The 25,906-nt window shown below is 71.2% G+C and carries 22 protein-coding genes and 2 tRNA genes; 14 read left to right on the plus strand and 10 right to left on the minus strand.

The window, feature by feature from the left end; genetic code table 11:
• Positions 1 to 167: 167 nt before the first annotated feature.
• Together ABZ385_RS07840 and ABZ385_RS07845 are read right to left on the minus strand one after the other, a co-directional pair.
• Complete coding sequence (locus ABZ385_RS07840) at positions 168 to 515, minus strand: DUF397 domain-containing protein (protein ID WP_358582224.1); 348 nt, start codon at positions 513 to 515, stop codon at positions 168 to 170.
• Positions 475 to 1,323 (minus strand): helix-turn-helix transcriptional regulator, encoded by an 849-nt coding sequence (locus tag ABZ385_RS07845; RefSeq protein ID WP_358582226.1) that lies wholly within the window; start codon positions 1,321 to 1,323, stop codon positions 475 to 477. The genes ABZ385_RS07840 and ABZ385_RS07845 overlap by 41 nt, the downstream gene beginning before the upstream one ends.
• A 346-nt stretch (positions 1,324 to 1,669) precedes the next feature.
• On the opposite strand from ABZ385_RS07845, the gene ABZ385_RS07850 reads away from it, so the two are divergent.
• From ABZ385_RS07850 to ABZ385_RS07860, 3 genes are all read left to right on the plus strand, one after another.
• Complete coding sequence (locus ABZ385_RS07850) at positions 1,670 to 2,557, plus strand: hypothetical protein (protein WP_358910399.1); 888 nt, start codon at positions 1,670 to 1,672, stop codon at positions 2,555 to 2,557.
• Positions 2,558 to 2,700: 143 nt separating this feature from the next.
• Positions 2,701 to 3,528, plus strand: coding sequence for an ABC transporter ATP-binding protein (locus tag ABZ385_RS07855; RefSeq protein ID WP_358910401.1), 828 nt, complete (start codon positions 2,701 to 2,703; stop codon positions 3,526 to 3,528).
• Positions 3,528 to 5,987, plus strand: coding sequence for an FtsX-like permease family protein (locus ABZ385_RS07860; RefSeq protein WP_358910403.1), 2,460 nt, complete (start codon positions 3,528 to 3,530; stop codon positions 5,985 to 5,987). The genes ABZ385_RS07855 and ABZ385_RS07860 overlap by 1 nt, the downstream gene beginning before the upstream one ends.
• Positions 5,988 to 6,061: 74 nt before the next feature.
• On the opposite strand, the gene ABZ385_RS07865 is transcribed toward ABZ385_RS07860, so the two are convergent.
• Positions 6,062 to 7,267, minus strand: coding sequence for an acyltransferase family protein (locus tag ABZ385_RS07865; RefSeq protein WP_358910405.1), 1,206 nt, complete (start codon positions 7,265 to 7,267; stop codon positions 6,062 to 6,064).
• Between the two features lie 622 nt (positions 7,268 to 7,889).
• Between ABZ385_RS07865 and ABZ385_RS07870 the strand changes: the two genes are divergently transcribed.
• Positions 7,890 to 8,084: a hypothetical protein gene (locus ABZ385_RS07870; RefSeq protein ID WP_358582176.1), complete on the plus strand. Its 195-nt coding sequence runs from the start codon at positions 7,890 to 7,892 to the stop codon at positions 8,082 to 8,084.
• Positions 8,085 to 8,172: 88 nt separating this feature from the next.
• Here the strand turns inward: ABZ385_RS07870 and ABZ385_RS07875 are convergent.
• A tRNA-Gly gene (locus tag ABZ385_RS07875) sits at positions 8,173 to 8,243 on the minus strand.
• A 166-nt stretch (positions 8,244 to 8,409) separates the two neighbouring features.
• On the opposite strand from ABZ385_RS07875, the gene ABZ385_RS07880 reads away from it, so the two are divergent.
• The 5 genes from ABZ385_RS07880 (at position 8,410) to clpX (ending at position 13,121) form a co-directional block, all read left to right on the plus strand.
• Positions 8,410 to 8,486: transfer RNA gene (locus tag ABZ385_RS07880), tRNA-Pro, on the plus strand.
• Between the two features lie 126 nt (positions 8,487 to 8,612).
• Positions 8,613 to 9,998 carry a trigger factor gene (tig, locus tag ABZ385_RS07885; RefSeq protein ID WP_358910406.1) on the plus strand — a complete coding sequence of 462 codons (1,386 nt, stop codon included), beginning with the start codon at positions 8,613 to 8,615 and terminating at the stop codon, positions 9,996 to 9,998.
• 300 nt (positions 9,999 to 10,298) lie between these two features.
• Positions 10,299 to 10,904 carry an ATP-dependent Clp protease proteolytic subunit gene (locus ABZ385_RS07890; protein WP_358582228.1) on the plus strand — a complete coding sequence of 202 codons (606 nt, stop codon included), beginning with the start codon at positions 10,299 to 10,301 and terminating at the stop codon, positions 10,902 to 10,904.
• A 62-nt stretch (positions 10,905 to 10,966) separates the two neighbouring features.
• Positions 10,967 to 11,668 carry an ATP-dependent Clp protease proteolytic subunit gene (locus ABZ385_RS07895; protein ID WP_358582181.1) on the plus strand — a complete coding sequence of 234 codons (702 nt, stop codon included), beginning with the start codon at positions 10,967 to 10,969 and terminating at the stop codon, positions 11,666 to 11,668.
• 166 nt (positions 11,669 to 11,834) lie between these two features.
• The gene (clpX, locus tag ABZ385_RS07900) at positions 11,835 to 13,121 is read left to right on the plus strand and encodes an ATP-dependent Clp protease ATP-binding subunit ClpX (protein ID WP_358582183.1); all 1,287 of its coding nucleotides are present in this window, start codon (positions 11,835 to 11,837) and stop codon (positions 13,119 to 13,121) included.
• Between the two features lie 86 nt (positions 13,122 to 13,207).
• Here clpX and ABZ385_RS07905 read toward each other — a convergent pair whose 3' ends face one another.
• The 4 genes from ABZ385_RS07905 to ABZ385_RS07920 form a co-directional block, all read right to left on the minus strand.
• Positions 13,208 to 14,014 carry a hypothetical protein gene (locus ABZ385_RS07905; RefSeq protein WP_358910408.1) on the minus strand — a complete coding sequence of 269 codons (807 nt, stop codon included), beginning with the start codon at positions 14,012 to 14,014 and terminating at the stop codon, positions 13,208 to 13,210.
• 37 nt (positions 14,015 to 14,051) lie between these two features.
• Positions 14,052 to 15,080 carry a hypothetical protein gene (locus ABZ385_RS07910; protein ID WP_358910410.1) on the minus strand — a complete coding sequence of 343 codons (1,029 nt, stop codon included), beginning with the start codon at positions 15,078 to 15,080 and terminating at the stop codon, positions 14,052 to 14,054.
• A gap of 124 nt (positions 15,081 to 15,204) precedes the next feature.
• Entirely contained in the window at positions 15,205 to 16,245 is a 1,041-nt protein-coding gene (locus ABZ385_RS07915) for a hypothetical protein (protein ID WP_358910412.1), read from the minus strand.
• A gap of 172 nt (positions 16,246 to 16,417) precedes the next feature.
• Positions 16,418 to 17,251 carry a hypothetical protein gene (locus tag ABZ385_RS07920; protein WP_358582194.1) on the minus strand — a complete coding sequence of 278 codons (834 nt, stop codon included), beginning with the start codon at positions 17,249 to 17,251 and terminating at the stop codon, positions 16,418 to 16,420.
• 136 nt (positions 17,252 to 17,387) lie between these two features.
• Here ABZ385_RS07920 and ABZ385_RS07925 point away from each other — a divergent pair, with 136 nt between their 5' ends.
• Complete coding sequence (locus tag ABZ385_RS07925) at positions 17,388 to 20,012, plus strand: valine--tRNA ligase (protein WP_358582196.1); 2,625 nt, start codon at positions 17,388 to 17,390, stop codon at positions 20,010 to 20,012.
• Positions 20,013 to 20,077: 65 nt separating this feature from the next.
• Here the strand turns inward: ABZ385_RS07925 and ABZ385_RS07930 are convergent, their stop codons facing one another.
• The gene (locus ABZ385_RS07930; protein WP_358582198.1) at positions 20,078 to 20,758 is read right to left on the minus strand and encodes a hypothetical protein; all 681 of its coding nucleotides are present in this window, start codon (positions 20,756 to 20,758) and stop codon (positions 20,078 to 20,080) included.
• Positions 20,759 to 20,893: 135 nt separating this feature from the next.
• Between ABZ385_RS07930 and ABZ385_RS07935 the strand changes: the two genes are divergently transcribed.
• Positions 20,894 to 22,054 (plus strand): histidine kinase, encoded by a 1,161-nt coding sequence (locus tag ABZ385_RS07935; RefSeq protein WP_358910413.1) that lies wholly within the window; start codon positions 20,894 to 20,896, stop codon positions 22,052 to 22,054.
• A 257-nt stretch (positions 22,055 to 22,311) separates the two neighbouring features.
• On the opposite strand, the gene ABZ385_RS07940 is transcribed toward ABZ385_RS07935, so the two are convergent.
• Positions 22,312 to 23,328, minus strand: a complete 1,017-nt coding sequence (locus ABZ385_RS07940) for a rod shape-determining protein (protein WP_358582202.1) — start codon at positions 23,326 to 23,328, stop codon at positions 22,312 to 22,314.
• A 144-nt stretch (positions 23,329 to 23,472) separates the two neighbouring features.
• Between ABZ385_RS07940 and ABZ385_RS07945 the strand changes: the two genes are divergently transcribed.
• The 3 genes from ABZ385_RS07945 (at position 23,473) to ndk (ending at position 25,863) form a co-directional block, all read left to right on the plus strand.
• The gene (locus ABZ385_RS07945; protein ID WP_358582204.1) at positions 23,473 to 24,999 is read left to right on the plus strand and encodes a folylpolyglutamate synthase/dihydrofolate synthase family protein; all 1,527 of its coding nucleotides are present in this window, start codon (positions 23,473 to 23,475) and stop codon (positions 24,997 to 24,999) included.
• Between the two features lie 5 nt (positions 25,000 to 25,004).
• Positions 25,005 to 25,370: a DUF4233 domain-containing protein gene (locus tag ABZ385_RS07950; protein ID WP_358582207.1), complete on the plus strand. Its 366-nt coding sequence runs from the start codon at positions 25,005 to 25,007 to the stop codon at positions 25,368 to 25,370.
• A gap of 79 nt (positions 25,371 to 25,449) precedes the next feature.
• Positions 25,450 to 25,863 (plus strand): nucleoside-diphosphate kinase, encoded by a 414-nt coding sequence (gene ndk, locus ABZ385_RS07955; RefSeq protein WP_055702325.1) that lies wholly within the window; start codon positions 25,450 to 25,452, stop codon positions 25,861 to 25,863.
• Positions 25,864 to 25,906 lie beyond the last annotated feature (43 nt).

Here is a 25,906-nt window from a genome sequence, read left to right on the forward strand (position 1 = left end):
AGTGGGGCAGGCCCGGCCAGGGCGCGCGTCACCTCACTGACCGCCGCGCTTCCTCTTCCATCGCCCGTAGAACACCATGGCGACCAGGGTCGCCATGGCGACGAGGAAGATGACGAGACCGGCTGTCCCGTCGGGATACCAGCGGCCCGCCGCGACCGTCTCCTGGGTCACATAACGCCCTTGGCCGCCGCCGAGACGAACGCGGCGAAGGCGCCGGGCGCGACGGTGAAGGCGGGGCCCTCCGGGTTCTTGGAGTCGCGTATGGCGACGTGCGCGCTGAGGTCGGCGACCTCGACGCACTGGCCCCCGGTGTCCCCGCTGTACGACGACTTGTGCCAGGCGGCACCACCGAGCGGGGCGCACTCGACGCAGTCACCGCCGGTGTCACCGCTGTACGACGACTTGCGCCAAGCCACAGCGCCGAGCGGCGCGCACTCGATGCACTCGCCACCCGTGTCGCTGCTGTAGCTCGACTTACGCCATGTCGCGCCCGTCAGCCGCTGGTTGGTCCCCATACCGTTCCTCCATTACGCGCGCGATCAGTTCCGCCGAGTCCTCCACGGACAGGGCGGATGCCTGCAAGCGAGCGTAGCGAAGAGAGCTTTCCTTGACCTTCTCGGGATGGGCCGTCATGTGCCCCTGAACGAAGTCCTCGGTGTAGATGAGGTCAGGGTCGACATCAAAGCGGAGCGTGGTGAACGTGCCAGGCAGGCCCGCGTGTTGACCTGCCGTGAAGGGAAGGACCTGGAGGTTCACCCACTGCTTGTCGCGGAACCGCAGGAGGTGGGCGAGCTGCTCTCGCATGACCTCGTGGCCCCCGATCTCCTGATGCAGTACTGCCTCGCTCAGCACCACCCACAGCAGTGGCGGGTTCTCCTTCGCCAAGACGCGCTGCCGGTCCATGCGGGCCTCAACCCGCGCAGCGAGGTTGTCGTCCGTCGTGACACCCAGCACGGACCGCGCGTAGGCCTCCGTCTGGAGAAGCCCGTACACCAACTGTGCTTGATACGTAGAGATGTACGCGGCCCGCGCCTCCATTTCAGCGAACGCCTGGAACCAGCTCGGCAGCTGGCTGCGCAGCACAAGGCCGACCAGACGCGACAGCTGGCCGTCCGTCCCCAGCGCCGCGTCCACCCGTTCGGAGAACTCCCGCGTGGGCACCCTCTTCGTCGTCTCGATCTGGCCCACCAGGGACCCCGTGCAGAAGATGCAGTCGCCCAACTGCGCCTGGCTCAGTCCGGCCGTTTTCCTCAGGCGGCGCAATTCGGCGCCGTAATAGTCGAGTGGTGAGGCGCTCGCGTCGAGCGCGCGGGGTTGTGTCACGCCTGCCTCCAGCGTCACGGAGGGTCGATTTCGAATCGTGTTCAAGCGTAAGCACACCGTAGCTATCCGGTCAGGCGAATGCCCCAACTGCTGTCAAGGCCCGGCTCGTTGACGCTTGAGCTTCGGGGCACGGGATTCGAGCCACTTTTGCAAGGAATGGGTGGGCGGTCTCACCCGCCCACCCTCCCTGGGGCGCACCGCAGGCCGCAGATGACCTTTCGTGACCGAGTCGCCACGCAGGGCTGCCGCCGTGTAGCGTGCGCCGCACAAGTCGCATAAAGCGACCCCCGTGCGGTGTTCCTAGCACCACGCGAGGGTCTGACCACAAGATCGCGAGACCGATCGGATGGCTGTGGACCAGCTTAGTCCTGCCCTGCGCCCCAGCGCGCATCCCTTGGCCAACCCCGGCTACGGGAAGAAGTCCGCCCCGGGGCAAGCGCCCCGCTCCCGGCGGGACTTCGCACATCTGCCCAAGCGTGAGGCCGCCGTCGCCGGGTACCTGGACCGGCTTCCCGAGGGCGCCGACATGTCCATCAAGACCCTCGCCAAGCACCTGCCGTACGGCCAGTGCGCGCTCTCGACCGTCCTGCGGGTGCTGTCCGGCGCGGGGCACCTGCGGCGCGTACGACGGCCCGTCACCGGCGCGGACGGCGGCCCGCGCTGGGTCTGGCACACCTTCTTCTCCCGCACGCCACGGGACGACGCCTGGTGGGCGGCCTTCTTCGCCGGGGACCCGGCGCGGGACGCGGACCCGGCACCCGTGGCAGAGGCGCCGACCGGACAGGCGTACGACCTGCTGGCCCGGCTCGGCCGGACCGACCCGCGCCTGATGCTGTCCGCCACCGACTGCGAGGCCCTCGCGCCGCTGGCCGCCGAGTGGTTCGCGCGGGAGGCCACCGAGGCGCAGCTCCTGCGGGCGCTCGCCGCCGGTCTGCCGCCCGAGGTGGCCCACCCCTACGGCTTCGTACGCGCCCGCCTGCTGGCCAAACTCCCGCCGCCCCCGCCGACACCGGCACCCCGGTACATCGTGGAGTGCACCGCGTGCGGCGAACCGGGGGAGTCCGCCGCCGCGCTGCCGGGCGGCCTGTGCGGCGGCTGCCGCACGGGCGCGGCGCTCCCCGCCGAACGGGTCCGGGGCCATGTGGAACGGCTGCGGGCGGCACTGGGCGGCAGAAGCGTCGAGGCGGCACTGGGCGGCGGAAGCGTTGAGGCGGCACTGGGCGGCGGAAGCTGAAGGAGGTCACGGGGGTTAACCCCACCCTCGGTTCGCCAGCCGTCCTCATGGTGGCGGCCACTGCTTGATCCGTAGGTTCGAGACATCGATCAGGGATGTCTCCGAGACGGCTCGGCGGCGGACGAACGGAAGGCGGCACAGCCATGGGGCTGCGACGGAAGCATCGGACCGAAGAGCGCGCGGGAGCCGTCGTGACGCCTCCGGTGCCGGGCACCCGGCCCGGCGACTGGGCCGTCGAACTGCGCGGGGTCCGCCGTCAGTACGGGCGCGGCGCGGGCGCCGTGCACGCGCTCGCCGGCATCGACCTCGCCCTGCCGCGCGGCAGCTTCACCGCCGTGATGGGGCCCTCCGGGTCCGGCAAGTCGACGTTCCTCCAGTGCGCGGCGGGCCTGGACCGGCCCAGCTCGGGCACCGTGCACCTCGGTGGCACCGAGATCACCGGCATGAGTGAGAACAAACTGACGGCCCTGCGCCGCACCCGACTCGGCTTCGTCTTCCAGGCGTTCAACCTGCTGCCGTCCCTGACCGTCGAGCAGAACGTGGTCCTGCCCATGCGCCTCGCGGGCCACCGCCCCGACCGGCGCGCAGCCGCCGCGATGCTGGCCCGCGTCGGCCTCGGCGACAAGGGGCGCCGCCGCCCCGGGCAGCTCTCCGGAGGCCAGCAGCAGCGCGTCGCCATCGCCCGCGCCCTGATCACCGAACCGGACGTGATCTTCGCGGACGAGCCGACCGGCGCCCTCGACACCACCACCGCCACCGAGATCCTCGGCCTGCTGCGCTCGGCGGTCGACGCCATGGGCGCCACCGTCGTGATGGTCACCCACGACCCCGCCGCGGCGGCCTACGCCGACCGCGTCCTCTTCCTCGCCGACGGCGCCATCGTCGACCGCCTGGAGCGCGCCTCGGCCCAGCAGATCGCCGCCCGCATGACCGCCCTGACCGCACCGGCCTACGCGGGGGTGGCCGCGTAATGGCCTTCGTCCCCAACGGCCTCGCCCGCGCCGCCGTCCGCTTCAAACCCGCCGCCTTCGCGGGCACCTTCGTCGCCCTGATGATGGCCTCGCTCATCGTGGCCGCCTGCGGCATCCTCCTGGAGACCGGCCTGCGCGCCTCCGTACCCCCGGTGCGGTACGCGAACGCGCCGGTCGTGGCCGCCGCCGACCAGGAGGCCCACTTCGTCACCGGCAGCGGCGACTCCCGCTCCGAGACCGCCACCCCGCTGCCCGACCGGGCCCGCCTCGACGCCTCCCTGGTCACCAAGGCGGGGGCCGTGCCCGGCGCCCGAGCCGCCGTCGCCGACGTCACCTTCCCCGTCCGGTCCGGCGACAAGGACGTCACCGCCCACGGCTGGGGCTCCACCGCCTTCACCGGCGAAAAGCTGAGCGCGGGCCGCGCCCCCCGCACCGGAGAGGTGGCCCTCGCCGCCCCCGGCGCCGCCGTCGGCGACCACGTCACGCTCACCACCTCGGACGGCCCGCGCGCCTTCCGCGTCTCGGGCACCGTCACAAGCGGCGGGCAGGAGACCCCCACCGCCTGGTTCACCGACTCCGACGCCATCCGCCTGTCCGGCCACCCCGGCCGCATCGACGCCATCGCCGTCCTGCCCGAGCCCGGCGTCTCCGCCACCACCCTGGGGTCCCGGGTGGCCCACGCCCTCGGCTCCAAGGCCGAGGTCCACACCGGCGACGACCGAGGGGCCACCGAGGACTCCCTCCTCGGCTACGCCAAGGAGATGCTCGTCGCCCTCGGCGGCTCCTTCGGCGGCATCGCCGCCCTGACCGCCGTGTTCACCGCCGCCGGGACCGTCGCCCTCTCCGTCGGCCAACGCGCCCGCGAATACGCGCTGCTGCGCGCCATCGGCACCACCCCCCGCCAGATCCGCCGCACCATCGCCACCGAGACCCTGCTCGTCGCCCCGCTCGCCGGCGCCGCCGGCCTGCTGCCCGGCATCGCCCTCGCCACCTGGTGGTTCGGGCAACTGAAGGACAAGGGCGCCATCCCGCGCGCCGTCGACCTGTCCGTCTCCTACCTGCCGCTCACCGCCGCCGTCGGCGTCGCCGTACTGACCGCCCTCGGCGCCGGCTACCTGGCCGCCCGCCGCCCCTCGCGCATCAAGCCCGGCCAGGCCCTCAGCGAGGCCTCGGTGGAGCGCGTGCGCGTCGGCTGGATACGCACGCCGCTCGGCGTCGCCGCCGCAGTCGGCGGCGTGGTCCTCTCCGGCATCGCCGCGAGCGCCGCCGGCGAGGACGCGGCCAACGCGGCACTCGGCGTCGTCATGCTCTTCATGCTGGCCGTGGCCCTGCTCGGCCCCCTGGTGGCCCGGGGCTGCGCCGCCCTCTTCGGCCTCCCGCTGCGCGGCGCCGACGCCTCCGGCTTCCTCGCCGCCGCCAACTCCCGTACGAACGCCCGCCGGCTGGCCTCCGCGATCACCCCCATCGTGCTCGCCATGGCCTTCTCCTCCGTCCTGGTCTTCATGCACACCAGCGAGGACCGGGTCGCCGCCGACCAGCAGCGCGCCGCCATCACCGCCGACCACATCGTCACCTCCGACGGCGGACTCCCCCCGGGCGCCCTCACCAAGGCCAGGAACACCGACGGGGTCACCTCCGCCGTCACCCTGCTCAAGACGTCCGTACTCGTCCCCGTCGGCTCGGGCGGCGACCGCTGGCTGCAATCGGCCTCCACCCAGGGCATCACCGGCACGGCCGCCGACCTGCGGAAGGTCCAGGACCTGAAGATCGAGACCGGCGGCCTCACCCTCGGCCGGGGCCAGATAGCCGTGGACACCGCGCTCGCCCGCTCCGCCCACGTCACCACCGGCGACCGCCTCGCCCTGCTCCTGCCCGACGGCACCAAGGCGTCCCCGAAGATCGTCGCGACGTACGGCAGGGGACTCGGCCTCTCCCAGCTCACCCTGCCCGCCGCCGACGTGCGGCGGCACGTCACCTCGGCCTTCAGCACCGAACTGTGGGCCAAGGGCGGCACGGCCCGGGACCTCGCCGGCCTCGGCACCCTCAAGGACCGCGCCGGCTACACCACCGCGCAGTCCATGGACCGCGAGCTGAACGCCTGGGCCAACACCACCATGGCGGCCGTCCTCGGCGGTTTCGCGGCCGTCGCCGCCGTCAACACCCTCGTCATGACAGTCCTCGACCGCCGCCGCGAACTGGGCACCCTGCGCCTCATCGGTTCCACCCGCCGCCAGGTGATGCGGATGATCCGCTGGGAGGCCCTGATCGTCGCCGTCGCGGGCATCGCCATCGGCTCGGCCATCGCCCTGGCCACCCTCGTCCCGATGATGAACGGCCTGACCGGCGAGGCCCCCTACATCCCGCCGCTGGTCTACGGCTCCTTCGTCGGCGCCGTCCTGCTCCTCGGCCTGGCCGCCACCACGATCCCGGCCCGGGCGGCCCTGAAATCGGCGGCCTGACCCCACCCGTACACGACGAGGGGCGCGCCCGGCGGCGAATACGCCGCCGGGCGCGCCCCTCGTAAGTCGTCCCCCTAGATGGACCGGGTGCGCTGCCGCGCCAGTTCCGCCGCGTCCCGCTTGAAGGCCCACTCCATCTTGGGCTCCATGGCGAAACGGAACACGCGCTGCACGGGAGGCGTGCACAGCAGCGTCACCACCGTCGCGGCGACCGCCGTCACGAAGACCTCGCCGAGCGGCTTGTGCAGCCACGCGTAGTCCTCGAACCAGCCCCAGAAGCGCGAGCCCTTGGCGAGGAAGCCGTGCAGCAGATAGCCGTACAGCGTGCCCGCGCCGAGGACCGTGAACCACATCTTGCGGCGCGGCACCCACGCGAAGAAGCAGGCGGTCAGCACCACCGAGCAGCCGAACAGCGCCAGCGTCATCACGATGCCGACCCACCACGGCACACCCAGCTCCTGGGCGCTGTCCCGGCGGTAGAACCACACGGACGTCATGCGGGGCGCCGCCCAGTAGGCCAGCAGCACGGCGGCGGCGAAGACCGGCACGGACAGGACCCGCACCTCACGACGGCGCACCAGCTGGAAGTGCTCGGGCTTCAGGAAGAGGCCGAGCACGAAGAACGGCATGAACTGCAGGACGCGCTGGAGGTCGAGGTCGTCGCCGATGTCGGGCGAGATGACGGCGAGCATGGCGATGGCCAGCGCGAGCGGCACGGGCCAGCGCACGATCTTCCACAGCGGCACCGTGAGCCGCCACACGAAGAGCGCCACGAGGAACCAGGTGAGGTACCACGGGTCGAGCAGGCTGATGGGCTGGCCCGGATCGTCGTCCACCCAGCGCTTGAAGAGGGTGTAGGCGACCTCGAAGATGACGTACGGCACGGCGACCCCGGTCACCAGGCGCTTGAGCCGGTCGGGCCGCATGTCGAAACTGCGCGAGAAGTAGCCGGAGATCAGGATGAACGCCGGCATGTGGAAGGTGTAGACGGTCATGTACAGCGCCTCGGCGGCGCGGCTGTGATCCGTCAGGGGTTCCCACGCATGGGCCATCGCCACGAGGACGATCGCCAGGTACTTGGCGTTGTCGAAGAAGGCGTCGCGCTGCTTGGCGGGCTTCGCCGAGCGGGCGGCCGCGCGATGGCCGGCCGGGGTGGGGGGAGCGGTGGCGGCCCGATGGGTCGGATGGGGGAAGCGCGGGGGCGGGGGTCCGGCCGCCGGCACCTGGGCCGGGGGGAGCGGCGCACGGTGACGTCCGTGCGGTTGCACGGAGTTGGTCACAGGCCCTCCCACCAAGAGCTCGGTGAGACGATCCGGGACCGCACTGCGCCTACGGGGGTGGTGGCAGCGTGGAACATCTGACGCACCCTAGCGTCGCCGCGCGGTCTTCGTAAAACCCTCGTCACTTTCGTCAACACGATCCCTGTCAATCCCTCGGTCGGGCCCCGATGCGATTACCGCTTATCGGGTCCGCATACCCGGGAATGACGGTGGTAGGCAGAGGGATTCGGCCGCGATTACGTCCCCTACGTCCGTATTCATGCGCCTTAAATGGTGCATAACTCCCGCAGTCGACTCCGGTGGAATGTCCGTTTGGTCGGCGGTCCGAGAACCCGCGCTGTGCCGCCCGCAACAATTCGAATTTCCTGCGAACATCGTGTGTGGTGTTCGCGGGCATCACGGTGAATTCCCTATGGGCACGGGTCCGCGAATTCCCGTGCGGCACCGCGCCGTGGCACGCGCCCCCGGGGGCGCCGCCGCACTCCGGGGCGCGAAGTGGGGGCCGACGATGCGTCATGGGCCGCATGGAGTACGCCTGTTGGTGGCACCATGGTCGGTGGCGGGGGCGTGCGGGGTCGTACCCCCCGGGCCGGGAGAGCGACCGACCTAGGGTGTGATCAGTGTGGCCATTTCGCTGTCAGTGGTACTGCTGTTGGCGATCATCCTCGTAGTGATGATCCGCGGGGGGTCGATCAAGACGGGCCCGGCGATCGTCGCGGCGCTCTTCGGCTTCTTCCTCGCCTCGACGGGCATGGCGCCCACCATAGAGCGGTTCATGCAGCAACTGGCGGAGACCATCAACTCCATCAGCTTCTGAATCGGCCGGCTTCTGAATCGGCCGCGCGGCGGGAAACGCCGCCGGCCCGGCCGCTGGATTCAGCGGGCCGGGCCGGAGGTCTCACCAGAGCGGGCGACGGGAATCGAACCCGCGTAGCTAGTTTGGAAGACTAGGGCTCTACCATTGAGCTACGCCCGCACGCCGCACCAGGGCCCTCGGGCCGCGGTACGACAGGCATCGTAGCGGGTCCCCGGCCCGCGCCGCACACCCCCCGCGCCGCACACGCCCTCCGGGCCCAGCCCACGACCCCCGCGCGACCGGGGGCCGCACGGCCTGCGGGCATGTACCCTACGTGTCGCACCGACGGGGTGTGGCGCAGCTTGGTAGCGCGTCCGCTTTGGGAGCGGAAGGCCGTGGGTTCAAATCCCGCCACCCCGACCAGCAGGTCTCTCCCCACAAGATCGCGTTGTGGGTCGGCTCCCGCTTGCCGTTACTATGCAAGCTGTGTGCCCGTGTGTCTCTGATCCGGGCAGAAACCAGCAGTCAGCCCACCAAGGAGACCGAACCGTGAAGAGCGCCGTGGAGACCCTGAACCCGACTCGGGTTCGGCTCACTGTTGAGGTGCCCTTCGAGGAGCTCAAGGACAGCCTCGACGCGGCGTACAAGAAGATCAACCAGCAGGTCACGGTGAAGGGCTTCCGCAAGGGCAAGATCCCGGCCCGCATCATCGACCAGCGGTTCGGCCGCGGCGCCGTGCTGGAGGAGGCCGTCAACGACGCGCTCCCGAAGTTCTACACCGAGGCGGTCAACGAGGCCGAGCTCAACGTCCTGGGCCAGCCCGAGGTGGACATCACCGAGCTGAAGGACAACGAGACCCTCAACTTCACCGCTGAGGTCGACGTCCGCCCGACCATCGAGATCCCGGACTACTCCGGCATCGAGGTCGAGGTCGACGCGGTCGAGGTCAGCGACGAGGACGTCGACAAGGCCGTCGAGGAGCTGCGCGAGCGCTTCGCCTCCACGTCCCCGGTCGAGCGTGCCGCCGAGGACGGCGACGTCGTGACGATCGACCTGCAGGCCAAGGTCGACGGCGAGGTCCTGGAGGACGGCGTCGCGTCCGGCGTCTCCTACACGATCGGCTCCGGCGAGCTGCTCGAAGGCATCGACGACGCCGTCAAGGGCCTGGAGGCCGGTGGCGAGGCCACCTTCACCTCCGAGCTGAAGGGCGGCTCGGCCGCCGGCAAGGAGTCCGAGGTCACCGTCAAGGTCACCCAGGTCGCCAAGCGCGAACTGCCGGAGCTGGACGACGACTTCGCGCAGCTGGCCTCGGAGTTCGACACCCTCGACGAGCTGAAGGCCGACAGCCGCAAGCGCCTCGAGAACATGAAGCAGTACGACCAGGCCACGCAGGCCCAGGAGCGCGTCCTGGAGAAGCTCCTCGAGCTGGTCGAGGTCCCCGTCCCCGAGAAGCTCCTCGCGGACGAGATCCAGACCCGCAAGCACAACCTGGTGAACCACCAGCTCGGCCAGATGGGCCTCGACCTCGCGAAGTACCTGGAGATCCAGGGCAAGACCGAGGAAGAGTTCGACACCGAGACCAAGGAGCAGGCCGAGAAGGGCATCAAGACCCAGTTCGTCCTCGACGAGCTGGTCAACAAGGAGAAGCTGAACGTCAACCAGGAGGAGCTCACCGAGCACCTCATGCGGCGCGCGCAGTCCTCCGGCATGTCCCCCGACCAGTTCGCCCAGGCCGTCGTCGAGGGCGGCCAGGTCCCGATGCTGGTCGGCGAGGTCGCCCGCGGCAAGGCCCTCGCGGTCGTCGTCGAGGCCGCCACGGTCAAGGACACGAAGGGTGAGGTCATCGACCTCAGCGACGAGGACGAGGACGAGGCGCCCGCCGCCGAGACCTCCGCCGACGCCGAAGCCTCCGCCGAGGAGAAGACCGAGGCCTGAGCCCTCCAGCTCTGACGTACGTACTGCGGGCCCCCGGGACACGATCCCGGGGGCCCGCGGTCGTGCCCCGTCAGGGGCGCGGGGAACCGCGCGAGCATCCCGGCGCTACCTGCGCTCACAGCGAACAGTTGGCTCTGCGGGATTCCCCGGAGGACCCCGCGCGTTAGGGTCCATGAATACGAGGGCAGGGGAGTCCCCGGAGCCGCCCGGAGCGGCGAGCACGAGGGGTCCCAGCCCCAGTGAAGAGTGAGACGGCCCGGCGCCGTCGCAAGACGAGCAGGTGGATACGTGATGAATCTGATGCCCTCCGCCGCCGGCGACCCCTCCATCGGTGGTGGCCTCGGCGACCAGGTCTACAACCGGCTGCTCGGCGAGCGGATCATCTTCCTCGGCCAGGCCGTGGACGACGACATCGCCAACAGGATCACCGCGCAGCTGCTGCTGCTGGCCGCAGAGCCCGACAAGGACATTTTCCTCTACATCAACAGCCCCGGCGGCTCGATCACCGCGGGCATGGCCGTCTACGACACCATGCAGTACATCAAGAACGACGTGGTGACGATCGCGATGGGCATGGCCGCCTCCATGGGCCAGTTCCTGCTCAGCGCCGGCACGCCCGGCAAGCGCTTCGCGCTGCCGAACGCCGAGATCCTGATCCACCAGCCCTCCGCGGGCCTGGCCGGCTCCGCCTCGGACATCAAGATCCACGCCGAGCGGCTGCTGCACACCAAGAAGCGGATGGCGGAGCTGACCGCCCACCACACGGGCCAGACCGTCGAGCAGATCACCCGCGACTCGGACCGCGACCGCTGGTTCGACCCGCAGGAGGCCAAGGAGTACGGCCTCATCGACGACATCATGCCCACCGCCGCCGGCATGCCGGGCGGGGGCGGCACGGGAGCCTGAGGCACCCCTCAGCGCCCCGACAGCCGAAACCCAGCCCACGCTCCTTTAGGAGACACACACAGATGAACAACTACCCCGGCAGCGGCCTCTACGAGCGCACCCGCGCCGAGTACCAGTCCCCGCAGGCGGAGTTCACCGGCGCCCGCGCCGAGTCCCGCTACGTCATCCCGCGCTTCGTCGAGCGCACCTCGCAGGGCGTGCGCGAGTACGACCCGTACGCGAAGCTCTTCGAGGAGCGCGTGATCTTCCTCGGCGTGCAGATCGACGACGCCTCGGCCAACGACGTCATGGCGCAGCTCCTGTGCCTGGAGTCGATGGACCCGGACCGCGACATCTCCATCTACATCAACAGCCCCGGCGGCTCCTTCACGGCGCTCACGGCGATCTACGACACGCTCCAGTTCGTCAAGCCGGACGTGCAGACCGTGTGCATGGGCCAGGCCGCCTCGGCCGCCGCGGTCCTCCTCGCGGCCGGCACGCCGGGCAAGCGCATGGCGCTGCCGAACGCCCGCGTCCTGATCCACCAGCCCTACAGCGAGACGGGCCGCGGTCAGGTCTCCGACCTGGAGATCGCCGCCAACGAGATCCTCCGGATGCGCGCGCAGCTGGAGGAGATGCTGGCCAAGCACTCCACGACGCCGATCGAGAAGATCCGCGACGACATCGAGCGCGACAAGATCCTCACGGCCGAGGACGCCCTCGCGTACGGCCTGATCGACCAGATCATCTCGACCCGGAAGATGAACAACGCCGCGGTTGTCTGAGGAGGCGCTGTAACATCTGCCGCTCCTTGGCATGGTTCACGCACGACGTCGTCGAAGCGAACCGTGCCAAGGGGGGCCCGAACGGGGGGCCCGGCAAGGTACCGTCGGATATGAGGCACCAGGAGCCGCTGAACGTGGCGTCTCCCAGGCGAAGGGGAAGCACCTCGTGGCACGCATCGGTGACGGCGGCGATCTGCTCAAGTGCTCGTTCTGCGGAAAGAGTCAGAAGCAGGTCAAAAAGCTCATCGCAGGCCCCGGTGTGTACATCTGCGACGAGTGCATCGACCTCTGTAACGAGATCATCGAGGAAGAGCTCGCGGAGACGAGCGAGGTCCGCTGGGAGGAACTGCCCAAGCCTCGTGAGATCTACGAATTCCTTGAGGGCTACGTCGTGGGCCAGGAGCCCGCGAAGAAGGCCCTCTCGGTAGCGGTGTACAACCACTACAAGCGGGTCCAGGCCGGGGAGAACGGCGGCGCGCAGGGCCGTGACGACGCGATCGAACTCGCCAAGTCCAACATCCTGCTGCTCGGCCCGACCGGCTCCGGAAAGACGCTCCTGGCGCAGACGCTCGCCCGCATGCTCAACGTCCCGTTCGCCATCGCCGACGCGACGGCGCTCACGGAGGCGGGCTATGTCGGCGAGGACGTCGAGAACATCCTCCTGAAGCTCATCCAGGCCGCCGACTACGACGTCAAGAAGGCCGAGACGGGCATCATCTACATCGACGAGATCGACAAGGTCGCCCGCAAGAGCGAGAACCCGTCGATCACCCGCGATGTGTCCGGCGAGGGCGTCCAGCAGGCCCTGCTGAAGATCCTGGAGGGCACCACCGCCTCGGTCCCGCCGCAGGGCGGCCGCAAGCACCCGCACCAGGAATTCATCCAGATCGACACGACGAACGTGCTCTTCATCGTGGGCGGCGCCTTCTCCGGCCTCGAGAAGATCATCGAGTCGCGGGCGGGGGCGAAGGGCATCGGCTTCGGCGCCACCATCCGCTCCAAGCGCGAGCTGGAGGAGAAGGACCAGTTCGAGGACATCATGCCGGAGGACCTGGTGAAGTTCGGGATGATCCCCGAGTTCATCGGCCGCCTCCCCGTGATCACCTCGGTCCACAACCTCGACCGCGAGGCGCTGCTCCAGATCCTCATCGAGCCGCGCAACGCGCTGGTGAAGCAGTACCAGCGCCTGTTCGAACTCGACGGCGTGGAGCTGGACTTCGAGCGCGAGGCCCTGGAGGCCATCGCGGACCAGGCGATCCTCCGCCAGACCGGCGCGCGCGGCCTGCGCGCCATCATGGAAGAGGTCCTCCAGTCGGTGATGTACGAGGTGCCGTCCCGCAAGGACGTCGCCCGCGTGGTCATCACCGCGGACGTCGTCCGCTCGAACGTGAACCCGACGCTGGTGCCGCGCGAGGTGCGGGGCCCGGGGACCGGGGAGCAGAAGTCCGCGTAGGCCCCGGCCGTACGTACGCGAAAGGGGGCGCCCGGCGATTCGCTCGCCGGGCGCCCCCTTTGTCGTGGTCCGGGGTGGTCCGGGTGCTACTTGACCTCGACGCGTACGTCGTCGCGGAGCTCGGCGACCTGCGCGGCGACGTCGCTCAGCGCGATGTCCTTGCCGCTGCCGGTCGCGCCGGCGTCGGAGAACACGGCGTAGGCCACCGTGCTGTGGTCACCCCAGGCGCACATCGGCGTCTGGAAGCTGTCGGGGACACCGGAGTCCTCCGTGCCGCCCTCACCGCCCATCGAGAACTCGCCCATCTGGCACTTCATGACGCCGTGGGCGAAGCCGTCCGGCGTGAACTCCTTAGGGCTGCCGATGAGCTTCATGCCGCCGTCGGAGCCGTTCAGGGAGTTCTTCTCCATCTCGGCGAACATCGCGTCGACGACCTTCTCCGGGTCGTCCACCTCGCCGTACACGCCCAGGTAGTTGAAGGTCTTCATCGTCGTGCCCTCGCCGTGCTGGTACGCGGCGTGGACGTCCTTGGGGTCGCTGACACCCCGCTTCTCCAGGTCCTTCAGGTCGCCGGACGACATGCCGCCCCCGCCGGCCGAGGCGTCCAGCTTCTTGTAGCCGCCGAGGACGGTCGCGGGAGCGGTCAGCTTGTACGTCTTGCCGTCGTCGGCGACGGAGGAGGAGTCGTCCCCGGCGAAGAGCAAGTACCCGCCGACGGCGGCGGCGGCCACGACCACCACGGCGCCGATGACGAGCCCGGTCTTCTTCCTGCCCCCACCGCCCCGCGGGGGCGCGGGGGGCTGCCCGTAGGGGGCCTGCGGCTGCTGCCCGTACGGGCCGGGCTGCTGCTGGGGCGGCTGAGCGCCGTACGGGCCGGGCTGGTTGTGGCTCACTGCGTTCGGGGTTCCCCTCGTGAACGGTGCTGGGGCGTCAGAGCTTGACGCGGACTTCCTTGCGGACCTTGAGCGCGGTGGCCGAGGCGTCGTCCAGGGACACCTTGCCCGCCATGGCGTCCGCGACCTCGATGGGGACGACGACGGCGACGGTGCTGTGGTCACCCCAGATGCAGACCGGCATGCGGATCTCCTTGGGAGCGGAGGAACTGCTGCCGCCCGCGCTGTCGTTCTTGATCATGGACTCCTGGCACTTGAGGACGACGTCGTCCGTGCTGAAGTCCTTCGGGCTGCCGACCAGCTTGCCCGTCTGCGCGCCGGGCTCCTGCGAGTCCTTCTTGACCTTGGCGAACATGCTGTCGACGACCTTGCCCGGGTCACCGACCTCGCCGTAGACCCCCATGAACTGGATGGCCTTCTGCGCCAGGGGGTTGTCGGCGGACTCGGTCTTGTACCCGGCGTCGACGTCCTTGGGGTCCTTCACGCCGGCCTTCTCGGCCGCCGCGATGTCGCTGGAGTTGAAGCCGCCGGTCTGGCTCGCGTCCTTCTTGTACTCGCTGAGCAGCGTCTCGGGCGTGACCAGCTTGTGCGCGCCGTCGTCCGCCACGGAGGAGGAACCGCCCCCGTCACCGCCGCCGTCGCTGCCGCCGAGGACGAAGTACGCGCCGACACCGAGGGCGGCGACCACCGCGACGGCGCCGATGATCAGCCCCGTCTTCTTCTTGCCGCCACCGGGCGGCGGGGGCGGCACCTGCCCGTAAGGGGCCTGCTGCCCGTAGGGGGCCTGCGGCGGGACCTGCCCGTAGGGGCCGGGCTGCTGCGGCTGGCCGTACGGCCCCTGCGGGGGCGCCTGCGGCGGGGCCTGGTGGGGGTACCCGTAACCGGGCTGCGGCGGCGGCGCCTGCTGGGGGTAGCCGTAGCCGGGCTGCGGGGCCTGCGGCGGCTGCCCGTAGGGGCCGGGCTGCTGCGGCTGACCGTACGGCCCCTGCGGGGGCTGGCCGCCGCCGTACGGCCCCGGCTGCTGGGGCTGCTGCTCGCCGTACGGGCCCGGCTGGTGGTAGCTCATGGGGTGTTCCCCTCCGAAACGCTTAGGTGTTCCCGACATCCTGACGCAAGGGGGCCCGGTCGGGTGACCGGGCCCATGCCCTGGACCGGAGGCGGCCGGACCGCGCGCGGGCGGCCCGCCGGTGTCAGCTCTTGACGCGGACTTCCCCGCGGAACCTGGCGGTCGTCGTCGCGGCCTCGTCCAGATCCGCGGCCCCGCCGGACAGCGCGCTCGCCACGTCCGTGGTGACGACGTAACCGATGGTGCTGTGGTCGCCCCAGATACAGGTCGAGGCGGACATCTCGCTGGGACCGGAGGCGCCGGCCGTGGAGCCGCTCGTGGAACCGCTCGTGGAGCCGCCGCCGAGGGCGGCACCGAGGTCGACCTTCATCTCCTGGCACTTGAGGACCGCGCCGTCCAGCTCGGCGGGCTTGTACTCCTTGGGGCTGCCGACCAGCGTGACCTTGCCGCCGCTCGTGCCGCCCTCCCCGGCCTCCTTCTCGGCGTTGGTGAACATGTGGTCCACGACGCCCTCGGGGTCCTTGATGTCGCCGTAGACGCCGCCGAAGGTCAGCACCTTCTGCGCCATCGGGTTGTCCTTGCTGCCCGACTGGTACTGCGCCTGCACGTCCTTGGGGTTCTTCACCCCGGCCGCCTCGGCCTTGTCGAGGTCGACGCCGTTGAGGCCGCTGGAGCGGCCCGGGTCCTTCTTGTAGTCGGTGAGGACCGTCTCCGGCGTCGTCAGCTTGTGCGGGCCGTCGTCCTTGACGCCGGAGTCGTCCTTCCCGCCGCCCGCCACGTTCGAGGAGCCGCCGTTCTTGCCGCCGCCCTTGTCGTCGTCACCGCCCGCGAGGACGAAGTACCCGCCGACCGCCGCGGCGGCGACCACGGCGACCGCCGCTATGACGAGGCCGGTCTTCTTCTTCCCGCCCCCGGGCGGCGGAGGCGGCGGCACCTGCCCGTAGGGGGCCTGCGGCTGCTGCCCGTAGTACCCCGGCTGCTCGGGCGAGCTGTACCCACCCTGCTGGGGCGCCTGCTGCGGCGCCTGCGGGGGGTACCCGTAGCCGCCCTGGGGTGCCTGCGGGGGATACCCGTAGCCGGGCTGCGGGGCCTGCGGCTGCTGCCCGTAGGGGCCGGGCTGCTGGGGCTGACCGCCGCCGTACGGTCCCGGCTGGTTGTGACTCATTGCTTGGGTTCCCTCCCGATGCTTACGCGTTCCGAACATCCTGTCGGACGAACACGGGAGGACGACGCCACCGGAGCGGATCGATGCGCAGTTGTTGAAGAGCTGTTCCACACCCCGAACGCACCCCCCCGTCCGCGCTCACCTCCCGTCCGCGCTCACCCGCCGTCCGCGCTCACTCCTCGACGCGGGCCGCCTTGCGCAGGGTGGCCGCGAAGTGGGCGACGTCGGTGGTGGCCATGCCGCCGCTTCCCTTTGCCATCGCCGCCATGTCGACGCCGACGACGACGCCGTACGTGCTGTGGTCGGCCCAGATGCAGATCGGCAGTTCGACCGTGTTGCCGCCGTCCGTCAGCTCGGCCGTCTGGCACTTCATGAGGGCGTTGTCGAGCGCGTCCGGCTCGACGCTCTCGGGGCTGCCGGCCAGCTTGATCCGCTCGCCGCCCCCGTTGCCGGCGTGCGACTCCTTCTCGGTGTTCGCGGCGACCTTGGCGAAGCCCGCGTCGAGGGCCTCCGCCGGGTCGGCTATCTCGCCGTAGATCCCCTGGAAGCTCAGCTGCTTCCCCTTGTCGGCCGAACCCGAGATGTAGGCGGACGACACGTTGTGGGGGTTCTTGATGCCGATCTTCTCGGCGTTCTTCTTGTCGCCGGGGCCGAGCGGACCGTCGTCGACGTTGTCCTTGGCGTTCTTCCTGAACTCGCCCACCGAGGACGGCGGCACCAGCCGGTGCGCCCCGTCGTCCTCGACCGAGACCGAGCCGTCGCCCGCCCCGAAGAGGAAGTACGCGCCGACGCCGAGCGCGGCGACCACCGCGACGGCGCCGATGATCAGGCCGGTCTTCTTGCCGCCGCCCTGTCGCGGCGCCTGCTGCGGCGCCTGCTGCGGGGGCGGCGGAAAGCCGTACCCCGGCTGCGGCGGCTGCTGCCCGTAAGGGCCGGGCTGCTGGGGCTGCTGCCCGTACGGGCCGGGCTGCTGACCGTCGTACGGGCCGGGCTGGTGGTCGCTCATCGTGGGGGTCCCCCTCCGGACTCTGATGTGTCCCGGACATCCTGGAGGACGCGGGGCCCCCGTGGCGCCCCGGACGGCAAGCGTTGTCGAACATTCCGGTTTCGGGACCGCCCGGCGACCCCCCTAAACTGACCGGGTGACCGAGAACGCTCAGCAGCAGCCCCCAGCGACCACTCCCGAACTGCCGACCCAGTACGCGCCGGCCGAGGTAGAGGGGCCGCTGTACGAGCGCTGGGTGGAACGGGGCTACTTCTCCGCCGACGAGAAGAGCGAGAAGCCGCCGTACGCCGTCGTCATCCCCCCGCCGAACGTGACCGGCGCGCTCCACCTCGGCCACGCCTTCGAGCACACGCTGATCGACGCCCTGACCCGCCGCAAGCGCATGCAGGGCCACGAGACGCTGTGGCAGCCCGGCATGGACCACGCGGGCATCGCCACGCAGAACGTGGTCGAGCGCGAGCTGGCCAAGGAGGGCAAGTCCCGCCACGACCTCGGGCGCGAGGCGTTCATCGAGCGCGTCTGGAAGTGGAAGGGCGAGTCCGGCGGCCAGATCTCCGGCCAGATGCGCCGCCTCGGCGACGGCGTCGACTGGCAGCGCGAGCGCTTCACCATGGACGAGGGCCTCTCGCAGGCCGTCCAGACCATCTTCAAGAAGCTCTACGACGACGAGCTGATCTACCGCGCCGAGCGCATCATCAACTGGTGCCCCCGCTGCCTGACGGCGATCTCCGACATCGAGGTCGAGTACCAGGACGACGACGGTGAGCTGGTGTCGATCAAGTACGGCGAGGGAGAGGAGACGCTCGTCGTCGCCACCACCCGCGCCGAGACGATGCTCGGTGACACCGCCGTCGCGGTCCACCCCGACGACGAGCGCTACCAGCACCTCGTCGGCAAGCAGATCAAGCTGCCGCTGACCGACCGCACCATCCCGGTCGTCGCCGACGAGCACGTCGACCCCGAGTTCGGCACCGGCGCCGTCAAGGTGACCCCGGCCCACGACCCGAACGACTTCGAGATCGGCCGGCGCCACTCGCTGCCGAACATCGCCGTCATGGACGAGCACGCGGTCATCACCGCGCACGGCCCCTTCCAGGGCCTGGACCGCCTGGAGGCCCGTTCCGCCATCGTCGCGGCGCTGCGCGCCGAGGGCCGCGTCGTCGCCGAGAAGCGCCCGTACACCCACTCCGTGGGCCACTGCTCGCGCTGCAAGACCACCGTCGAGCCGCGCCTGTCGATGCAGTGGTGGGTCAAGGTCGGCCCGCTCGCGAAGGCCGCCGGCGACGCGGTCCGCGACGGCAAGGTCAAGATCCACCCGCAGGAGATGGAGAAGCGCTACTTCGACTGGGTCGACAACCTCCACGACTGGTGCATCTCGCGCCAGCTCTGGTGGGGCCACCGCATCCCGGTCTGGTACGGCCCGAACGGCGAGATCGTCTGCGTCGGCCCCGACGACGAGGCCCCCACCGGCGAGGGCTGGCGCCAGGACAACGACGTGCTCGACACGTGGTTCTCCTCCGGCCTGTGGCCCTTCTCCACCCTCGGCTGGCCCGAACAGACCGAGTCGCTCGCGAAGTTCTACCCGAACTCCGTCCTGGTCACCGGCTACGACATCCTCTTCTTCTGGGTCGCCCGGATGATGATGTTCGGCCTGTACGCGATGGACGGCACCCCGCCGTTCCACACGATCGTGCTGCACGGCATGGTCCGCGACCAGTTCGGCAAGAAGATGTCGAAGTCCTTCGGCAACGCGGTCAACCCGCTGGACTGGATGGACAAGTACGGCTCGGACGCCCTGCGCTTCACCCTGGCCCGCGGCGCCAACCCCGGCACGGACGTGCCGATCGGCGAGGACTGGGTCCAGGGCTCGCGCAACTTCGCCAACAAGATCTGGAACGCCACCCGCTTCGCGATGATGAACGGCGCCACGATCGAGGGCGACCTGCCCCCGGCCGAGCAGCTGTCCGCCACCGACCGCTGGGTGCTCTCCCGCCTGAACGCGACGGTCGCCGAAGTCGACGCGCTCTACGACGACTTCCAGTTCGCCAAGCTCTCCGACGCCCTCTTCCACTTCGCGTGGGACGAGGTCTTCGACTGGTACGTCGAGCTGTCCAAGACGACGTTCATGGCGGGCGGCGAGGGCGCCAAGGTCTCGGCCCGCGTCCTCGGCGAGGTCCTCGACGTCACGCTGCGCCTGCTCCACCCGATCGTCCCGTTCGTCACGGAGACGCTCTGGACGGCGCTGACCGGCGGCGAGTCCCTCGTCATCGCCGACTGGCCCGCCGACAGCGGCTTCCGCGACCCGGCCGCGGAGCGGGAGATCGAGACCCTCCAGCAGGTCATCACCGAGGTGCGCCGCTTCCGCGCCGATCAGGGCCTCCAGCCCGGCCAGAAGGTCCCGGCCCGCCTCGCCCTGGACGGCACGGCACTCGCCCCGCACGAGGCCGCCATCCGCCAGCTCCTGCGCCTGCTGCCGGAGGGCGACGCGTTCACGGCGACGGCGACGCTGCCGGTCTCGGGCGCCACGGTCGCGCTCGACCTGTCCGGCACGATCGACGTGGCCGCCGAGCGCAAGCGCCTCGCCAAGGACCTCGCCGCCGCCGAGAAGGAGAAGGCGCAGGCCGAGGCCAAGCTGGGCAACGAGGCGTTCCTCGCCAAGGCGCCGGACCAGGTCGTGGACAAGATCCGCGGCCGCCTGACGAAGGCGGAGGGCGACATCGCCCGCCTGACGGCCCAGTTGGCGGCGCTGCCGGCCGCGTAGGCATGCGACACCGAAGGCTCCCGGCACCGATGACGATCGGTCCCGGGAGCCTTCGTCGTACGCCGTCAGCCGATGGGACGGCGGTCGGGCGCCCGCTCGTCGGCGGGACCCGCCGGGCCGATGAGGTCCACCGGCTCGAAGAACCCGGCGAGGCGGCCCCCGCGCGGCACGACAGGGCCGTCCTCGCGCGGCGCGATCTCCAGGCCGAGCCGCTCCAGCTCCGCGCCCGCCAGCGCCTCCAGGATCTCCGGGTCGCCGTGCCGCCAGCCCCAGGCGAGGCTGCCCGGCGTGGCGTCGGGGATCTCCGAGGCGGTGGCGGCCACCTCGTCCAGCGGCCGGAGCAGCGAACGCAGCGCCAGCAGGTCGCGGCCGTCGTCCGAGGCGGCCAGGTCCCGGGCCGCGCCCGCCTGCCGGATCCAGCGCAGCCGGCGCGGCAGCCACACCACGAGGACCAGGCCCACGGGGACGACGAACAGGGCGACGGCGCCGACGGCCACCGCCGTGCGCACGGTCACCGGATCCATCGCGTCGACGGCGTCCGCCACGCGCCGCAGCGCCGTGTCGAAGCGCCCGCCGACCAGCGGCAGCGGCACCCTGCGCTCCTGGAGGGCGCGGGGCAGGGCGAGCAGACAGGCCAGCCGGTACGCGGCCACGGCGACGGCGGCCCACAGCGCGGCCCACAGCAGGACCCCGGCGTCACCGGCGAGCTGATGGGTCCGCCGGGCGGAATTCTGGGCATACCACATGGTCAGATCTGACCCCCGGCGCGGGCGAGGGCCGGTCAGCCGCGCCGGGCGCCCGGACAAGCCCGTGCCGCAAATCACCAAATCAGTGCCATAAGTCTGATGAATCGGGCTGAAGGGCCCTGGATGATGGAGAGCATGCACGACCGCCCCGCCGCCCAGGCGATCCGCCGGGCGACGGCCGCCGGCCGTCGCCTCGCCGGACGCTGGGCGCGCACGGCCGGCCTCCTCGACCTGGTGACCGCGCTGAGCGCGCTGGCGCTGATGAGCCTGGACGTGCCGGGCCTCGCGGCGGCGGACAACTCCCTCACCGGCTCCACGGCCGCGCTCGTCCTGACGGCGGGCGCCGCCTCCCTGCTGCTGCGGCGGGCGGCGCCCTGGCTGCCGTACGCCGTCGCGCTGCTGCTGCTCGGCTGGCTGCACGAGCTGACGCTGGTGCAGTTCGCGCTGTACTCGCTCGCGCGCTATCGCGGGCGCCGGGCCGGCACGCTCGGTGTCCTCGGCTACGTCGCCTTCGCCTACGCCATGTTCCTGCTCCCCGGCTGGCCGCCGCACCGGGGCGAGACGCTCAGCGAGTTCCTGAGCCTCGTGGTGCCGATCGGCGTGCTCGCGGCGGGGGTCGGCGTCGCCGCGAACCGGCAGGACCTCGTCCGCGCGCTGGAGACGCAGCGCGCGGAGACGGACATGCTCCACGCCGTCCAGCAGGAGCGGGCCCGCATCGCGCGCGACGTGCACGACTTCGTCGGGCGCGAGCTGACGCTGCTGAGCGTGCGCTCCCAGGTGCTCGCCCGCCGGGCCGAGGGCGGGCCCTTCGCGGACGGCTTCGAGGAGCTGTCCGAGACGGCGCGCAGCGCGCACCGGATGCTCAACGAGATCATCGTCCAGCGCGGTGTGGACGGGGCGCCCACGCCCGGCCTCGACGCGCTGCCCGAGCTGGCGGAGCGCAGCGGGCGCGCGGGCAGCCCCGTGGAGCTGCTGGTGGCTCCCGCGGCCCACCGGCTCTCGCCGCTGCGGCAGGCCGCGGTCCACCGGGTGGTGCAGGAGTGCCTGACGAACGCGGCGAAGCACGCGCCGGGGGAGCGGGTCACCGTCCGGGTGGAGGTGGCGGACGGGCGCCTTGGGATCGCCGTCCGCAACGCGTTGCCGGTGGCGGCGCCCGCGTCGGCGCCGGTTTCCTCGGGGAGCGGTACGACGGGGATGGCGGAGCGGGTCCGGGCGGTGGGCGGAGAGTTCTCGGCGGGGCCGGTGGACGGGGCGTATGAGGTCGTCGCCTGCCTGCCCGCGGGGGAGCTGTCCTGACCGCAGGAACCTCTCCCACCCACCCACCCGTCACCCGGCACTGACCCGTCCCGAAGGACCTCGCCCGGCACCCGGCGCTCAACCGTCCCGAAGGGCCTCGCCGGCACCCGGCGTGCACCCGTCCCGCAGGGACCTTTCCCACCCACCCCCCCCGTCACCCGGCACTGACCCGTCCCGAAGGACTTCGCCCGTTACCCGGCGTGCATCCGTCCCGCAGGGCCTCGCCGGCGCCCGGCGCTCACCCGGCCCGGAGGGCCTTACGCCGCCGACATCACCCGTTCCAGGCCGTCGAAGTCCTCCACGCACTTGCCGCAGCCCAGCGCCACGCTGTCCAGTGGGGTCTCGGCCACGAAGACCGGGATGCCCGTGTTGGAGGCGATCCGCAGGTCGAGGCCCGGCAGGAGCGCCCCGCCGCCGGTCAGCACGATGCCGTGCTCCATGATGTCGCCGGACAGTTCCGGCGGGCACTCCTCCAGCGTGGTCTTCACCGCCGCGATGATCTGCTCCACGGGCTCGTCCAGCGCGGCCCGCACCTCGCGCGCCGTCAGGTCCACCGTCTTGGGCAGACCCGCGACCTTCTCCCGGCCCCGCACGGTGAACGTCCGCATCTCCAGGGCGTCCTCGCCCGGCACGGGCCACGCCGAGCCGATCGCGACCTTGATGTCCTCGGCGGTGCGCTCACCGATGAGCAGGGAGTGCTCCTTGCGCACGAAGTCGGTGATCGCCGTGTCCAGCCGGTCGCCCCCGACGCGCAGCGACTGCGCGGTGACGATCCCGCCCAGCGAGATGACGGCGACCTCGGTCGTGCCGCCGCCGATGTCGACGACCATCGACCCGCGCGGCTCGGCGACCGGCAGCCCCGCCCCGATCGCGGCGGCCATCGGCTCCTCCACCAGGTGGACGGCGCGCGCGCCGGCCCGCTGCGAGGCGTGCACGATGGCCCGCCGCTCGACGGGCGTGACCCCGCTCGGCACGCACACCACCATGCGGATGCGGGGCCGCCGGCCGGGCACCGCCTTGCGCACGAAGTGCCGGATCATCTCCTCGGCGGCTTCGTAGTCGCTGATCACGCCGTCCCGCAGCGGACGGATCGCGGTGATGGACCCGGGCGTGCGCCCGATCGTCTCCTTGGCCTCCGTCCCCACGGCCAGCACGCCGCCCCTGCCTCCCCGGTCCGACCGCACGGCGACGACGGACGGCTCGTTGAGCACGATCCCCTTGCCGCGCACGTAGAGGAGGGTGTTCGCAGTGCCGAGGTCGATACCTATGTCCATGATCGCCAAGTTTGCCGGGCGGCCCGCCGAAGCGGAGGGACCAAGGTCCCGAATCGGACGGGCCGAAGGTCCCGACGCTCCCGCCCGGCCCCGTCCGCCAGGTCCGGACGCCGAGTGTCGGTGGCGCTCCGTAGACTGGCGTACGTGAGTGACCTCCCCCCGCGCGACGAGCACGCAGACCACCCCGCCGACGACGCCGACGCCTTCGAGACCATCGTGGGCGCCGAGACCGACCGGGACCCCGACCTCGCGGTGATCGAGGCGGGCAGCCGCACCCTGCGCACCCTGGCCGGCCCGCCGCAGGGCGACATCCCCGGCCGCCCCGCCGACCCGGAGGTGGACAGGGCGCTGCGCGAGGTCGAGACGGAGCTGGCGGGCCGCTGGGGCGAGACGAAGCTGGAGCCCTCCGTCAGCCGCATCGCCGCCCTGATGGACGTCCTGGGCGAGCCCCAGCGCGCGTACCCCTCGATCCACATCACGGGGACGAACGGCAAGACGTCCACGGCCCGCATGATCGAGGCCCTGCTCTCCGCCTTCGAGCTGCGCACCGGGCGCTACACCTCGCCCCACGTCCAGTCGATCACCGAGCGGATCAGCCTGGACGGCGCCCCCATCGAGGCCGAGCGCTTCGTGGAGACCTACCAGGACATCAAGCCGTACGTGGAGATGGTCGACGCCGCCCAGGAGTACCGCCTCTCCTTCTTCGAGGTCCTCACCGGCATGGCGTACGCGGCCTTCGCGGACGCCCCGGTGGACGTGGCGGTCGTCGAGGTCGGCATGGGCGGCAGCTGGGACGCGACGAACGTGATCGACGGCTCCGTCGCCGTCATCACGCCCATCGACCTGGACCACACCGACCGCCTGGGCTCCACGCCCGGCGAGATCGCCACGGAGAAGTCCGGCATCATCAAGCAGGGCGCGACGGTGATCATGGCCCAGCAGCCGGTCGACGCCGCCCAGGTGCTCCTGAAGAAGGCCGTCGAGGTCGACGCGACGGTGGCCCGCGAGGGCCTGGAGTTCGGCGTCGTCGCCCGCCAGGTCGCCGTCGGCGGCCAGCTGCTCACCCTGCGCGGCCTCGGCGGGGAGTACGAGGAGGTCTTCCTGCCCCTGCACGGCGAGCACCAGGCGCACAACGCCTCGGTGGCACTCGCCGCCGTGGAGGCGTTCTTCGGCATCGGCTCCCAGCACGCCCGCCCGCTGGACATCGAGGCCATCCGCAAGGCCTTCGCCTCGGTCTCCTCGCCGGGCCGCATGGAGGTCGTGCGGCGCTCGCCCACCATCGTCCTGGACGCCGCGCACAACCCCGCGGGCGCCCGCGCCGCCGCCGCCGCGATCAGCGAGGCCTTCGACTTCAGCAACCTCATCGGCGTGGTCGGCGCGAGCGACGGCAAGGACATGCGGGGCGTCCTGGAGGCCTTCGAGCCGCTCTTCGCCGAGGTCGTCATCACGCAGAACACCAGCGACCGCGCGATGGACGCCGACACGCTCGCCGCCCTCGCCGTCGAGGTCTTCGGCGACGACCGCGTCCAGGTCGAGCCGCGCCTGCCGGACGCCCTGGAGGCGGCGATCACCCTCGCCGAGGAAGAGGGCGAGTTCGCCGGTGGCGGCGTCCTCGTCACCGGTTCCGTCATCACGGTCGGCGAGGCCCGGCTGCTCCTGGGAAGGGGCTGACCCCCGTGCGTACGCTCTGCGCCTCGACGCTGATCGGCGAGTTCTTCGTCATCGGCTTCGCCGGACTGGTCGCCATGAAGGACCCCGACCTCACCATGGGCACGGTCTGGACGGTCAGCGGCGTCGCGATGCTGCTGTGCGTACTGCTGTGCGGCATGATCACCCGGCCCGGCGGCGTGCAGTTGGGCTGGGCCCTGCAGATCGCGCTGATCGCGAGCGGTTTCGTGGTGCCCACGATGTTCTTCATGGGCGCCGTGTTCGCCGCCCTGTGGTGGGCGTCGGTCCACTTCGGGCGGCAGATCGACGAGGCGAAGGCCCGGTTCGCGGCGATGGCCGAGGAGCAGGCACGGGCCGGAGGTAACACCGCGTAGCCACCCCCGGTATCGTGCGGCCCAATCCCATGCGATCGCGGAGATCGACCGATCGTGAGCACACCTTTTGGAGCCGCACATGAGCCAGCGCACCCTCGTCCTGCTGAAGCCCGACGCCGTCCGTCGTGGCCTGATCGGGGAGATCATCGGCCGCATCGAGCGCAAGGCGGGCTGGACGATCTCCGCGCTGGAGCTGCGTTCGCTGGACCAGGACACCCTGGAGCAGCACTACGGCGAGCACAAGGGCAAGCCGTTCTACGAGCCGCTGGTCGCGTTCATGTCCTCCGGTCCGGTCGTCGCGCTGGTCGTCGAGGGCGAGCGGGTCATCGAGGGCGTGCGCGCCCTGGCCGGTCCGACCGACCCGATCGCCGCCGCGCCCGGCTCCATCCGCGGCGACTTCGGCACCATCGTCAGGGAGAACCTGATCCACGCCTCGGACTCCGAGGAGTCCGCCGAGCGCGAGCTGAAGATCTTCTTCCCCGGCGTGGCGTAACCACCCGCGCCACCCGCGCCTCCCGCGCCTCCCGCGCGACTCC

Source organism: Streptomyces sp. NPDC005898 (genome assembly GCF_040629635.1).
GTDB lineage: Bacteria > Actinomycetota > Actinomycetes > Streptomycetales > Streptomycetaceae > Streptomyces.

Excerpts from the sequence above, each read along its gene's own strand:
- ABZ385_RS07840 (WP_358582224.1), bottom strand. The coding sequence starts at position 515 with ATGGGGACCAACCAGCGGCTGACGGGCGCGACATGGCGTAAGTCGAGC.
- ABZ385_RS07850 (WP_358910399.1), top strand. The coding sequence starts at position 1,670 with ATGGCTGTGGACCAGCTTAGTCCTGCCCTGCGCCCCAGCGCGCATCCC.
- ABZ385_RS07855 (WP_358910401.1), top strand. The coding sequence starts at position 2,701 with ATGGGGCTGCGACGGAAGCATCGGACCGAAGAGCGCGCGGGAGCCGTC.
- ABZ385_RS07860 (WP_358910403.1), top strand. The coding sequence starts at position 3,528 with ATGGCCTTCGTCCCCAACGGCCTCGCCCGCGCCGCCGTCCGCTTCAAA.
- ABZ385_RS07890 (WP_358582228.1), top strand. The coding sequence starts at position 10,299 with ATGCCCTCCGCCGCCGGCGACCCCTCCATCGGTGGTGGCCTCGGCGAC.
- ABZ385_RS07895 (WP_358582181.1), top strand. The coding sequence starts at position 10,967 with ATGAACAACTACCCCGGCAGCGGCCTCTACGAGCGCACCCGCGCCGAG.
- ABZ385_RS07910 (WP_358910410.1), bottom strand. The coding sequence starts at position 15,080 with ATGAGCTACCACCAGCCGGGCCCGTACGGCGAGCAGCAGCCCCAGCAG.
- ABZ385_RS07915 (WP_358910412.1), bottom strand. The coding sequence starts at position 16,245 with ATGAGTCACAACCAGCCGGGACCGTACGGCGGCGGTCAGCCCCAGCAG.
- ABZ385_RS07920 (WP_358582194.1), bottom strand. The coding sequence starts at position 17,251 with ATGAGCGACCACCAGCCCGGCCCGTACGACGGTCAGCAGCCCGGCCCG.
- ABZ385_RS07930 (WP_358582198.1), bottom strand. The coding sequence starts at position 20,758 with ATGTGGTATGCCCAGAATTCCGCCCGGCGGACCCATCAGCTCGCCGGT.
- ABZ385_RS07935 (WP_358910413.1), top strand. The coding sequence starts at position 20,894 with ATGCACGACCGCCCCGCCGCCCAGGCGATCCGCCGGGCGACGGCCGCC.
- ABZ385_RS07940 (WP_358582202.1), bottom strand. The coding sequence starts at position 23,328 with ATGGACATAGGTATCGACCTCGGCACTGCGAACACCCTCCTCTACGTG.
- ndk (WP_055702325.1), top strand. The coding sequence starts at position 25,450 with ATGAGCCAGCGCACCCTCGTCCTGCTGAAGCCCGACGCCGTCCGTCGT.